At 49.9% G+C, this 11,710-nt stretch carries 9 protein-coding genes; 3 read left to right on the top strand and 6 right to left on the bottom strand.

Going from position 1 to position 11,710, the window contains the following annotated elements:
• Window positions 1-770 (top strand): prephenate dehydrogenase/arogenate dehydrogenase family protein (locus MoGM_RS03860; RefSeq protein WP_104368824.1); only part of this gene is annotated, 770 nt, incomplete at its 5' end.
• 424 nt (window positions 771-1,194) lie between these two features.
• Here the strand turns inward: MoGM_RS03860 and MoGM_RS03855 are convergent.
• The 3 genes from MoGM_RS03855 to MoGM_RS03845 form a co-directional block, all read right to left on the bottom strand.
• Entirely contained in the window at window positions 1,195-2,070 is an 876-nt protein-coding gene (locus MoGM_RS03855; protein WP_104368822.1) for a M48 family metallopeptidase, read from the bottom strand.
• A gap of 55 nt (window positions 2,071-2,125) precedes the next feature.
• Window positions 2,126-4,321 (bottom strand): S8 family serine peptidase, encoded by a 2,196-nt coding sequence (locus tag MoGM_RS03850; RefSeq protein ID WP_158249549.1) that lies wholly within the window; start codon window positions 4,319-4,321, stop codon window positions 2,126-2,128.
• A 189-nt stretch (window positions 4,322-4,510) separates the two neighbouring features.
• Window positions 4,511-4,873: a hypothetical protein gene (locus tag MoGM_RS03845; protein WP_104368820.1), complete on the bottom strand. Its 363-nt coding sequence runs from the start codon at window positions 4,871-4,873 to the stop codon at window positions 4,511-4,513.
• Between the two features lie 377 nt (window positions 4,874-5,250).
• Between MoGM_RS03845 and MoGM_RS03840 the strand changes: the two genes are divergently transcribed.
• Both MoGM_RS03840 and aroC read left to right on the top strand, forming a co-directional pair.
• Window positions 5,251-5,844 carry a peptidylprolyl isomerase gene (locus MoGM_RS03840; RefSeq protein ID WP_104368819.1) on the top strand — a complete coding sequence of 198 codons (594 nt, stop codon included), beginning with the start codon at window positions 5,251-5,253 and terminating at the stop codon, window positions 5,842-5,844.
• Window positions 5,845-5,853: 9 nt separating this feature from the next.
• Window positions 5,854-6,939, top strand: coding sequence for a chorismate synthase (gene aroC / locus MoGM_RS03835; protein ID WP_233210156.1), 1,086 nt, complete (start codon window positions 5,854-5,856; stop codon window positions 6,937-6,939).
• Here aroC and MoGM_RS03830 read toward each other — a convergent pair.
• The 3 genes from MoGM_RS03830 to MoGM_RS03820 form a co-directional block, all read right to left on the bottom strand.
• Window positions 6,934-7,269 (bottom strand): hypothetical protein, encoded by a 336-nt coding sequence (locus tag MoGM_RS03830; protein WP_104368818.1) that lies wholly within the window; start codon window positions 7,267-7,269, stop codon window positions 6,934-6,936. The two genes, aroC and MoGM_RS03830, sit on opposite strands and share 6 nt — an antisense overlap.
• Window positions 7,270-7,484: 215 nt before the next feature.
• A complete protein-coding gene (locus MoGM_RS03825) occupies window positions 7,485-10,955 on the bottom strand; it encodes an autotransporter-associated beta strand repeat-containing protein (protein WP_104368817.1) in 3,471 nt (1,156 codons plus the stop codon).
• Between the two features lie 150 nt (window positions 10,956-11,105).
• The coding region (locus MoGM_RS03820) for a dihydroorotate dehydrogenase (RefSeq protein ID WP_104368816.1) at window positions 11,106-11,710 on the bottom strand (605 nt) is incomplete at its 5' end.

Genomic DNA, 11,710 nt, shown 5'->3' with positions numbered 1-11,710 from the left:
GTAAGATGGGAAGCTTCTTCCTCGACCTGCTCAGTTTCGACCACGAGACGGCCGTGTACGACAAAGATCCTAAACGGATGCGGTTCACCTACAACTGCCGGCGAATGACATCGCTCGGCGAGGTGGGCGATTTCCGCCCCGAGCTTGTCATCAACGCCGTGACATTGAAATACACCATAACGGCGTTTGAAGAGGTCATGCCCTACCTGCCGCCCGAGTGCATCGTCAGCGACATATCGTCCGTAAAAACAGGACTGCACGAGTACTATAAGCAGTGCGGCCATCCTTTCGTGTCGACACACCCTATGTTTGGCCCTACATTCGCCAACCTGCAACAGTTGAGCGAGGAGAACGCGATAATCATAAGTCAGGGAGACTACATGGGGCGCATCTTCTTCAAAGACCTGTACAGCCGGCTCGACCTGAACATTTACGAGTACACCTTCGATGAGCACGACCGCACCGTGGCCTACTCGCTGAGCATCCCGTTCGTGAGCACATTCGTGTTCGCCGCCGTGATGAAGCATCAGGATGCGCCCGGCACCACGTTCAAGCGGCACATGAAGATAGCCAAAGGGGTGCTCAACGAAGACGACTATCTGCTGCAAGAAATCCTCTTCAACCCCTATACCGGCGAACAGGTGGCACAGATACGCAACGAACTTAAAGAGTTGCTTGGCATCATCGACCGGAAAGACGCTGCCGGCATCAAAGCCTATCTCACGAAAATAAGAAGCAACGTGAGGCGGGACATAGACAGCATAAAATAGAATGCCTGTAATAATAAAGTCACAAAAAAAACGCCTCTCGTTTTTCATGAAATAGAGAAACGAAATATATATACAAGGCGATACAACAACGGTTGCTTTACGAGAATAAGAGTTCGTAAAGCGGCCGTTTTTGCATTAGGCATCCCGTTGCGCCGCATTTAGCACGCCGTTGTAGTGCGTTTAGCGTCCCGTTACAAGACAACGGGTAGCCCAATGCAGAGCAACGGGACGCTAAACGCACTACAACGGGGTATCAATCGGCAAAGGACAAAAAGCCGCACAAAGTGCATTTAGCCTATATCGTTGATTATCAATAAATTACTTAAAGCCACAAAATACTCGAAAATTTCGAGATACAGGATTGATTTTTCAAAATTTTCGAGTATTCTGAGGTGTTTTGTAAATATTGTTCACAATGACATATCTATTTTTTCGTGGATATGTGTATAGTCTTGGTGACCGACGGTATCTGCCTGTCAGTCGTCGTACCGCAACCCTTATAGTAGTTCATCGCCTCAGGCATCCACTCCTGTATGCTTGCCACACGCTTCGAATCGCTCGGGTGATCGCTGAAAAGCGATGACGAACCTCCGCCGGAAACCGAAGACATGCGCTGCCAGAAAGATACAGCCACACGAGGATCATAACCGGCCATGGCGGCGAAAATGATACCGAGACGGTCGGCCTCACTCTCCTGCTTACGCGAATAGGCGGCCGAACCTAGAGTGGCACCGAGACCGAAAGCCGTAGCGCCGAGTTGTTGAAGTCCGTCGCTCGCACCCGAACCGGAAAGCACCGATCCGAGAATCTGACCGCCATATTGCTGACGCACCTGATTGCTGAGACGCTCGGCCGAATGCTTTGCCACGGCGTGCGCTATCTCATGACCGAGCACAATGGCAAGCGAAGCCTCATCGCCCGTGACGGGCAGCAATCCCTCGTAGACCACTATTTTGCCTCCGGGCATACAAAAAGCGTTCACGTTCTTGTCTTGCACAAGATTGAACTCCCACTTATACTGAGATACCTCGCTACCAAGCCCATTGGCATTGAGGTAAGCCACCACGGCGGAAGCAAGGCGCTGCCCCACCCGCTTCACCATAGCCGTATTTGCGGCGTTGACCGACGGACGGGCTGTCTTCATGTACTCCTGATACTGCTGGTTGCTCAGACTGAGCACCTGCTCGTCGTTCACGAGCAGATGTTGCTTGCGGCCGGTAATGGGCACCGTACTCGTGGTACCGCAGCTTGCCAGAACGGCGGCAAAGACGACCGTCAGAATAAATCTTGTTTTTCTCATTTTCCGTTATGATTTAATACTAATTTGATTATATCCGCCATATTACCAACATTCATCACACCCTTATAAGAACCGACCCGCCGCCACTACAATCTATCTGCACGGCATATACTCCTGGCGAAAGAGGAGGCAACGCAATGTCGGTGGCAGCCCCCTCAACTGTTGTTACCACACTGCCGAAAACCTGCCGTCCCGAAAGGGCATACACCCGGACTGACACCTCGGCTGGTCGCAGACCGCTGAAATCAAGCCTGAGCCTACCGGCGGAATACTCCACAGAGACGCGGCTCGGACTGTCAGTGCCAAGACCGTCTACAGAAGTGAGCCCGAGCAGATGCAACAGACCGGCATGCACGTCTATCTCGCCATAGCCGTACTCATTGTCCGGATAGTGAGCCGAGGCGTAACGCCGACGGCTCGTGCTCCTGATAACGTCCATCACATCGGCGGGCGTGAGCGTGGGAACGGCTTGAAGCCACAAAGCCACCGCACCGGCCACAACGGGTGCGGCCATTGACGTGCCGGTATCTGCCGCCCAAGCGTAGCGGCGACCGCCGAAATCAAAAAATTCCACGCATGAGTTTATATCGCTCGCATCAGGATTTTTCTCTATATAAAAACTGCTGTAAGACGATATCACATTGTTGCCGGGAGCCACCACATCGGGTTTCACCGCACCGTCGGCCACCGGTCCCATCGACGAGTAGGCCGCACGCTCACCCGGGGCAAGTCCTGCATCGTTGGTGTATATCCACTCTCCGCGACTGTTCCTGAAACCGGGACGGTGCATGGTGGCTCCCACCGTTATCAGGCCAGGGTAGCACCCGGGAGCGAGAATGTTGTGCCCCGGCTCGGCATCGGAAAGCGAAGGGTCGGCCTGCCCGTTGATGAAAACGGCATTTGATACGGCCCGCAAGGATGCCTCGGCCTGACAGCCGCCGATGATTAAGGCCATGGGTACATCAGAACCGATGGGAACGGCCGAGCGAACGGTTATCGAATATACGGTATCTCCGGCATATACAGCCGAATGATAGCGTTGCACATCAATGTCTACAGACTGTCCCGATGACGGAAAATCACCATGGAACGACACTACCGAGTCTTCGATGCAGTCGGCGGAACTTATCGTCACGGTATCCCTCGACACCCCATAGCCCACAAGACTGATTGTGAACGGAGAGTCGGACAAAGCACGGAACGAGGCCATGCGGTCGCCGCAGACCACAAACGAGCCGGCCGACTGTTTTCCGGCTGGCTTTGGCAAGTGCCTGATATATAAGGACTCGTTGCCGGCGGAAGTCACAATGATATGTCCCTGACCGCAAATACGGTTGAGATACTCACAGAAAAGACTGTCTTCCGAGTCGAAACCGGGACTATATCCTTCGCTGAACGAGATCACGCATGGCATATCCATACTGTCGGCATAGTCGAAAATATACTTGAAACCAAGTGCGTCCGTAGCCGTGGTATACTTGTATATGTCAGCGGAGTCTATCAGTTCGATATCCTTGGTGACGGCATTGCTCACGGCACAGATATCGCTTTCAAACGCGATACCGCGGTAACGGCCGCCCGCTCCCGAGCCTGCGGCAATGCCGAGAGTATGGGTTCCGTGGGAAAGCAACGCAGCATCGGTAGAACACTGTTTGCCCAAAATCTCGTCCTTGCCACGATAATCACGCCCCACGGGAAACACGCTGCCGACAGTATCACGGTCTATCTGGTCCCAAAATGCCCCTATGCGATAATCAGTAAAGTCGGAATTATAGAATGTAGGATGGGTAAGGTCAAAACCAACATCCATTATTCCCATGACAACGCCTCTGCCGGTGAAAGCCTGTGGAAGGGAAACACCGGAATGGGAAATGTCGGCCGAAGTGATTGCGGCAGTTGTATCTGTGGTAATCCATGCTGACGATGAGGCCTCGATACGGCTCACAGACTTGGCACCAGCCACAGAGTCGAGGTTTGAAAGCGGTATTCCGACTATGAAAATATCTTCCCGGCGGTCGTAAACGGTACATCCGTTAGCGCAGAAAACACTGTCGGCTGCTGCGGGATCTACCCTCACGAAAACACATATAAGCCCCGGCCTGTTATCTATAAGACCATGACGGATATGCGGAACCGCACGTGAGGCGGCAAGACGCACAAGGCATGACATCTTTTGCCGGTCTCCGGCATACACGGAAGACAGGCATGCCATAAAGGCTATGGCAGGAAACATCGCTTTCGCACAAAACATTTTTAATGTCATAGAAACATACATACATTAATATAATGTGCAAAAGAAAGAAAAAAAAGCGAGAAAAACAAAAAATAAAGCCGCGAATGCCGCCGATGTCCACGAAGGAAATGACTGCTTCGTGATTATCGGCCGCATTCGCGGTACTTGTATATGCTGTCAAGAGAGCATGTCTCTTGAATATTGATATCAGTCTTTCAAGCCTCTGTTTTCAAGCGTAGTATTGAGCAGAAGCTCGTAAGTGTGCATCTGTGCGGGTGTAAGCACATAAGCCATATACTTCAAATCCTTAGCGACAGCCTCCTTGACAAGAGTCTTACGGTCATCATTGTGAGCCTGAGAAGCTATCATCATCTCACCGCAAAACGTGCGGTGAATATTACTTACTGTTTCCATCTGGTCGGTAGTAAGACCGAGCACGCCTCCGAGTTTACGCATGTTCACACTCATATCATAGGTATTGACAACCGCAACATTCTCTGTGTTCTCATTCTCGGCAAATACTGTTGTCATACTCAATACAGCCACTACCATTAAAAAAAATCTTTTCATCTTTGTTACCCTTTCTTTTCTTTACGTTAAACAATCTTTTTACCTTAAAAGTCACTTTGAGAATAATTCTCTTTAACCTAAATCCAATAATTCAAATGTGTTATCCTTTTGTCTTTTTGACAGTGCAAAGTTACGACGGTTTAATATACCTGCAATACTTTTTTGCCACTGTTTGCGCACACAGTAGGCTTTTGTTGACGTAAATCAAAGAAACAATCATTTTAAAAATGATTATCTGTCTTTAGCCGTTAAACCAGTTACCACTATCGGCCTTATGCTAAAAATCACTGTGTTTCAGCCTTAAATACAGTTTTATATGCCGCTGCAAGCATAAAAAGTATTATCTTTGCAGGAAGAAAAGAAATACAAAAAGAATTATGGAAAAACAGATAAATAAGTACATTGCCGTGGATTATAAATTGTACACGGCAGAAAACGGAGAGAGCGAACTGGTGGAAGAGACAACAAAGGAACGTCCGTTCCAGTTTATCAGCGGCTTCGGCATCACGCTTGAAGCATTCGAGAAAAACATCTCAGAACTGGCAAAGGGCGATACCTTCGACTTCACACTGACAAAAGAAGAGGCTTACGGCGACTTCGAACAGGAACGTGTTCTCGACCTCGAACGCGAAATGTTCTGCATCAACGGGCATTTCGACCATGAACACATATTCAAAGACGCCATAGTTCCCCTGCAAAACGAAGACGGCAACAGATTCTACGGTCGTGTGATGAGTGTGGACGAGAATATGGTGAAAATGGATTTGAACCACCCTCTTGCAGGAAAATCGCTCAACTTCAAAGGCACCATACTTGAGAACCGGGAAGCAACGAACAGCGAGATACAAGGTATGATAAACCGACTGAGCGGAGAAGGATGCGGTTGCGGATGCGGAGACTGTGAAGGCGGATGCGGCGGTGAATGCGGGGAACATCACGACCATGATTGCGGATGCGGCCACTGCCATTAACCAAACATAATGAACGACATGAACACATTCGGTAAGATATTCATGCTGACCACATTCGGCGAAAGCCACGGTGAGGCGATCGGAGGGGTGATAGACGGTATGCCGGCAGGAATAGAGGTCGACACGGACTTCATCCAACATGAACTCAACCGCAGACGCCCGGGGCAGAGCGACATTACAACAGGACGAAAGGAAGAGGACAAAGTGGAAATTCTCAGCGGTGTGTTCGAAGGAAAGACGACCGGTTGCCCCATAGGCTTTATCGTTCGCAACACCAATCAGCACTCGCACGACTACGACAACATGCGTGACGTGTTCAGGCCGTCACACGCCGACTATACATATCATAATAAATACGGGATACGTGATCACCGCGGCGGCGGACGCTCATCGGCACGAGTAACAATAAGTCGCTGCGTGGCTGGAGCGTTCGCAAAGCTCGCTTTGACGCAGATTGGCATCAGCATTCAGGCTTATACCTCGCAGGTAGGCGACATATCCATCGACAAGGACTATCGGAAACACGACCTGTCGAAGACCGAGACAAATGCGGTGCGTTGTCCCGATAAAGACGCCGCCGCACGAATGGAACGATTGATAAAGGACGTTAAGGCGGACGGAGACACCATTGGAGGAATCATCACATGCGTGATTAAAGGTTGCCCGTCCGGACTCGGAGAGCCGGAAGCCGGAAAGCTTCACGCAGCTCTCGGTGCGGCAATGCTCGGAATAAATGCCGTCAAGGGATTCGAATATGGCGAAGGGTTCGACTGCGTGGCATCGCGCGGCTCGCAACAGAACGACATATTCACAACCGAAGACGGCCAAATAAAGACCGGTACCAACCGAAGCGGAGGAATACAGGGCGGCATAAGCAACGGGGCAGACATTTATTTCAGAGTGGCTTTCAAACCCGTCGCCACACTGTTGATGAAACAAGATACTGTAAGCATCGGCGGAGAAAGCACTACATTGACTGCCTGCGGCAGACATGACCCATGTGTTCTTCCGAGAGCGGTACCGATAGTGGAAGCCATGGCAGCAATTACTATTTTAGATTACTATTTGCTTCATAAAGCGGTAAAAACATCATAAAAAAGCGTTTAAACATAAAAAAGCAGCAAAAATCTTTGCTGCTTTTATTTTAAAAGCGTATCTTTGTATCGCTATTGAGGGTTTGTGAAAATCGTTAATAGTTTTAGTTAAGTCTAGTTTAGTTTTTGTGTTGGTTGGAGGCAGTCGGTTGACTGCCTCCATTTTTATACCATCGATTTTCAACTCACTTAAGTCATGAAGCGGATGTGACCACTCGATAAATATAGGGAGCTTACGCATATAGTTTGGCTCACCGGATTGGGTCCACCCGATAAATGTAGCGTGGACAGTCAGCCATTGGCAAGAACACATAATTTCAACAATAACCATAATCAAAAAAATGGTATTGTCATTATCGTATAAGCAGTGACGGGGACACAGGATACAAAATAAAAAGCGGAGATACAAGTGCCAGTGATTAGATTGTCATCACCATGCGTCTTGTATCTCCGCTTTTTATTGTAATTCTACCGATTGCGACCGCTCAGACCATTATCTGTCATTTACAGCCTTTATTTACCGGCATTTCAAAATGCTCATACAATTTATTTATTCACGTACTTCTTTCCGTTTTGTATATATAATCCTTTGGATACATCGCCTGTGCGACGGCCGCTAAGATCATATTTGGGTGCGTTTTTGTCGCTGTCAGCCTTCACTCCATCAACTGATGATGTCTTGTTATTGCGGACATAAATCTTTCCTGTCACGAGAAGTTCATGAGTGTCCCAATGCTGAGTTCCGGAAGGAGTCTCAGGCTGGATGGTCTTAAATCCGGTACCGCTTACGGTCGTTCCTGTAAGGTCGAAGATTGTGAACACCTGGTCATCGGCTATATCCTCTGCCTCATTCAGATTGAGATTAAGCACGGCATCGTTGACCTCGAATTGCTTGCCGACCTTAATCTTGTTAGCCCTTGCCGTCTCACCGTCCGAATACAACGGTATCTCAACTATACCGCCGGCATTTACCGTGCATCCGCCCGTGAGCTTCAATGTCTCGTTATTTATCAGGGTATCACCGGCATATACAGTCGCACCCTCGGCAACAGTAACTTTTCCGGCAAGAGTTCCCTTACCTTTCAATACCGCCTCAGCCGCAACAGACACAGCACCTGTACCAGAGTTGTTGCCATTGACAATAAGCGCCCCTCCGTTTACTTTCGTGGTTCCCTTGTAGTCGTTAGCTCCGGTAAGGCGCCAGTCGCCTGTTCCTACCTTTACTATATTCACTGTACCTGAATATGCGGATCCGCCTGGAGACCAGTTGTTTATCTTTCCGGCAAAAGTCTCGTGCGTATTAGCGCTTCCTATTGTCCAGGTGGTCTTTACATTCCTCGTATTCTTTCCACCTGCACCGCCAAGATATGTTCCGCTCGTACCGGACAGACCGCCGAGTGACATGTTTGTCTCCGTTGTATTCCAACTTCCTATACGTGCATTACCAGTCAATGTGACTACATAAGAGAAATTAGCTACACCCTTATTGTAAAGCAACAGGGAGCCTTCTTTCTCCGATGACACACCGTTCGCAATCAGGCGACCGGTAAAGTCTTTCCATTCCGAACTTATATATTCGCGAAGATACGGTATATTAAGCTGTAATTCGCCGCTACCGGTCACATTGCTCTTGATATAACAATTGCGGTTGGGGCTGAACTGAGACTTCGTTCCCTCTTTCACTTCAATGGGGAATGAGTATGTCTCATCTCCTTTCGACTCTCCTTTGGTCTTCAAATGACCGCCGGCCATCACGAGTTTGGACGAAGAACCGATACCGGCCTTTGTTATTTCTGTTGTGCTGAGATACATTGTACCTCCATTTAGGATAGTGGCACCCTTATAACCGAAGAATTTAGGTGTGCTGATAGTGAACTGTCCCTCGCCGCCGAGAGCGAAATCACCGTCGCCTTCAAACGTTCCGCTGACAGTGACAGTAGCAGTCTTGTTTGCAATGTTCAGCTCGGTCTCACGGTTTATCTTGGCCGCACGATTTGTGGCGGTCGATGTTCCGGTATACTTATAAGTACCTCCGTCGAACAACCAGTTTTGCGCGAACTCCACGCTTGCGCCTATCGCGCTCGGCTCACCGCCGTTTTTCAGTGTGTTGAACTCCAATACACCGCCATGCAGCACGGTAGCACCCTTATAGTTATTGACAGTATTGAGTGCCAATGTGCCATTACCGGCCTTGTTCACCGATGTGGACGCTCCACCGATAGAGCCCGTTCCGCTGATTGTAAGGTCCGCATCGCCTTTAACCACGACCGCGGCAGGTTCCACTGAGTTGTCGAGTGTCACCACAGCATCTTCCGCCATATCGAAAAGCACGGTCTTACCGTCGGCAAAAACATCGTTACCGCCGTTCCATCCCTGGGTAGTGAAATCCCATGAAGCCACTTTCTTGTCCCAAGTCAGATCAGGTTCATAAGTGTCTATGTCTATAACACCCACTTCGAGAGGACGTGTCGTCATTTTAATCTCCGGAGTATATTCTGATGTCTTGTCGCCGGCAAAAGCGCGCAGACGTACAATATACTGTGTACCCGGCTCCAATCCTGTGATTGTATAAGAGCTAACATTAGCCTCGGTACGACCTACTTCTACGAAGTTGTCGCCCTGCTTTATCTCTATTGCGAACCCTTCTTCCTCATAAGTATAATCGCGCCAGTCTATCTTCAACGTCGTAGTGGTGGCTGTATTCAGTTCCACGCACATCGGAACGCGCAGGAAATAGTCGCGGTCTTCTACGGTGATGCTGTTGATATAGTTCTCAATATTGGTATATCCGTTTGCCGCTTTCACCATGGCGTCGTTCTTGTTCGGGTCTGTTCCGTTGGCAATCTCCCACTCGTCGGGCATTCCATCGCCGTCAGTGTCCACCCGTTTCTCGCCGCCCCACACTTTCCATGTGTCGGGAGCGCCATATATAAGAGTCTCTTCATTGGATATGAGCGCGCCTTTCTTGCCGAATGACATCACCTCGTCTATCATGTAATAGTCGGCATAGTCACGGTAAGGCAGAGACGCACCTACCGTGGGCAAGAGGTTCTCGACGAGTGAATTACCTGGGAACTTTTCAAGTTCGGGATAGTCATAAGGCTTAGACTGACGGTCGGACGCAGAATAATCCGTCACGATTGTCGGGTCGAACACACCGTCCATATTACGGTCTTGCCAATTGTCGTCGCCATAGAAATGGAAATTTGAGTTACCGCCCGTGAAAGCCGCCCCGCCCTTTGCCGGACCGTTCATGAAGAGGTTGCTCTCGATGTTGCAGTACGACTGCCCATCAGAGTCGCCTCCCATGATATAGGCTGCATTCGACCAGTTATACACAAGGTTGTTGACATACTGGTTAACGCCTTTCACCTTATTATTACGTGTAGCGTTGTCGCAATACAGGTTGCGGTAGAGTGTGATGTTGTTGCTCTGCATCAGTCCGCCGGCAGAGTGGTCCATGAGGCCCTGCCCCATGATAGAGTTCGAGATTGTAATGTTCTCCGGGTTTGCGCCCTTACCGTCGGGATTGATGGAGAAGGTCTCGTCGCATCCCCATGAGAACGAGCAATGGTCGAAAATCATGTTCGTACCGTTTGCTATTCCGGCAGCATCCTTACCGGAGTCACCCTTGCGTCCCATGCGGAAACGCATGTGGCGGACAATTATGTTGCTCGCGCCCGAGAACGAGACACCGTTTCCATAAACGGTAATTCCCTCGCCCGGCGCCGTCTGGCCTGCAACATAGAGATTGTTCTTGAACACGATACGGCTGCTGATTTTTATCACTCCGGCAACGTCGAACACGATTATTCGGTTCGGCTGGCTCACAGCGTCGCGGAGCGAACCGGTGCCGCTGTCGTTAAGATTGGTCACGTGATAGACCGTGCCATTGCGTCCGCCGGTGGCAAAACGTCCCCATCCTTGCGCTCCGGGGAACGCCAACTGCTGTGCGTCGACGCTCAGCGTGCTTCCTGCAAGCAGCAAGCACAACATCATTTTTGTCTTAGTTTTCATTATATAAATAGTTTACATGTTAATAGTTCAATTTACAAATATACTTATTTTCGACTATACATACTTTATCACAGACATTTATTGATGACTTACATCAAATATTTATGGAAAGAGAAAGTCACCCGGCAATATACCGTACACTGCCACAGCCTATTTCAACGCACCGATAATCTCCGTTACCGAGGCACAACCGTGATTGTCGAGCCATTCGTTTATACCGTCGCGCACCTTTATCGTCACCGCAGGATCCACGAAATTGGCCGTGCCTATCTCTATAGCCGTGGCACCGGCCATGATAAACTCTATCGCATCAGTGGCGTTGCTGATGCCTCCAAGACCTATCACCGGAATATCTACGGCTTTCGCCACCTGCCACACCATGCGCAGGGCGACAGGCTTCACGGCCGGTCCGCTCAGTCCGCCGGTGCCGATGCTCAAACGTGAACTACGCCGCTCTATGTCTATCGACATTCCCATTAGAGTATTTATCAGCGACACGCTGTCGGCACCCTCTGCCTCACAGGCACGGGCTATGTCGGCGATGTTCGTCACGTTGGGCGACAGTTTAACAATGAGTGTCTTGCCATAGCGCCTGCGCACGGCACGCACCACGCTCGCCGCGCCCTCGCATGTGACACCGAAAGCCATGCCGCCGTCTTTCACGTTGGGGCACGATATATTCAGCTCGATGGCTGGGATGCCCTCAAGAGTGTCTATCCTTGACGCGCACTCGGCATAATCGTCGGGCGACGAGC

This window comes from Prevotella sp. MGM1 (assembly GCF_002933775.1).
Lineage (GTDB): Bacteria > Bacteroidota > Bacteroidia > Bacteroidales > Bacteroidaceae > Prevotella.
The sequence above is the reverse complement of the archived record's forward strand: the minus strand, read 5'-3'. Positions and strand labels throughout refer to the sequence as shown.

Bases quoted from the DNA above. Each gene is read 5' to 3' on its own strand.
- MoGM_RS03855 (WP_104368822.1), bottom strand. From the start codon at position 2,070: ATGAGAAAAACAAGATTTATTCTGACGGTCGTCTTTGCCGCCGTTCTG.
- MoGM_RS03850 (WP_158249549.1), bottom strand. From the start codon at position 4,321: ATGTTTTGTGCGAAAGCGATGTTTCCTGCCATAGCCTTTATGGCATGC.
- MoGM_RS03845 (WP_104368820.1), bottom strand. From the start codon at position 4,873: ATGAAAAGATTTTTTTTAATGGTAGTGGCTGTATTGAGTATGACAACA.
- MoGM_RS03840 (WP_104368819.1), top strand. From the start codon at position 5,251: ATGGAAAAACAGATAAATAAGTACATTGCCGTGGATTATAAATTGTAC.
- aroC (WP_233210156.1), top strand. From the start codon at position 5,854: ATGAACGACATGAACACATTCGGTAAGATATTCATGCTGACCACATTC.
- MoGM_RS03830 (WP_104368818.1), bottom strand. From the start codon at position 7,269: ATGGTTATTGTTGAAATTATGTGTTCTTGCCAATGGCTGACTGTCCAC.
- MoGM_RS03825 (WP_104368817.1), bottom strand. From the start codon at position 10,955: ATGAAAACTAAGACAAAAATGATGTTGTGCTTGCTGCTTGCAGGAAGC.